Origin of the sequence: Haloferax sp. Atlit-6N (genome assembly GCF_003383195.1) — an archaeon.
Taxonomy (GTDB): Archaea; Halobacteriota; Halobacteria; order Halobacteriales; family Haloferacaceae; genus Haloferax; species Haloferax gibbonsii.
Genome location: NZ_QEQJ01000270.1, coordinates 1 through 475, shown reverse-complemented (window position 1 = coordinate 475; position 475 = coordinate 1). Strand labels below are relative to the sequence as shown.

Annotated in this window: 1 pseudogene; it reads right to left on the bottom strand. The window is 58.1% G+C overall.

Annotated features, from left to right (window positions below):
* Nucleotides 1-475, bottom strand: a pseudogene (locus tag DEQ92_RS24310) (transposase); the annotation flags it as partial.

The following is a 475-nucleotide window of genomic DNA, read 5'->3' as shown; positions in this document are numbered from 1 at the left end:
TTGCTTGACCGCTCTGAGATGTGTATCGCCGTGTGGACTACCGTCCGCCCCGTGTCGGTACTGGAACCGGGTTGCACCCTGTGGTGTCCCACAGCCAACCATCCCCATGAAGGTCTGTAACTCGAAGAACTGCGTATCCTCATACGTAGCATTAGCAGCGCGGCCAGAGTCGAACCCGCCAAAGCCGTGGTCCCGAGCGAGTCGGGTAGTCCGGTAGATTTGCTCGTCAGTGAACTCTCGACCAGATGCCTCGTCGTCCTCGGTGGTCCGGTTTTCTTCGTCGACAACCTCAGATTTCGGTCGAACACTAGGAGCTGAGATATCACGGTCGTGGATCTCTTTGACAACGAAGTGGGCGGCAATCCGAACAAACTCGCGGACACCGTCGTCGAAGCGTTTGCGCCACGTTCGCGACAGTACGGACTCGCCGGGGACCCGATCTAAACCCAATGGCTCAGCGAGCTCCTGATACCGA